The 280-nt window shown below is 47.9% G+C and carries 1 protein-coding gene; it reads right to left on the bottom strand.

The window, feature by feature from the left end; translation table 11 throughout:
* On the bottom strand, positions 1-280 hold a 280-nt coding region (locus C1G53_RS12410), incomplete at both ends, for a DnaB-like helicase C-terminal domain-containing protein (protein ID WP_330847489.1).

Consider the following 280-nt stretch of genomic DNA (forward strand, 5'->3'; position numbering starts at 1 on the left):
GCCAAATTAGCTTGAGCCACCATATACTTGTTCCATTCCTCTTGCGTTAGGTGACCCGTACGGATAGCCCTCGAATTGATAACTCCCTCAGAAGCGAGCATACGGTCAACCAAGCTTTCTGCACCCATCTCCAAAGAGAAGATAGCAACTGTCAAACCCAGTTTTGTACCGATATTTTGAGCAATATTGAGGGCAAAAGCCGTCTTACCAACCGCAGGACGAGCCGCAAGAATAATCAACTCTTCCTCATGCAGACCCGTTGTCATGGCATCAAGAGCAG

The organism is Streptococcus suis (assembly GCF_002960445.1).
GTDB lineage: Bacteria > Bacillota > Bacilli > Lactobacillales > Streptococcaceae > Streptococcus > Streptococcus hyiners.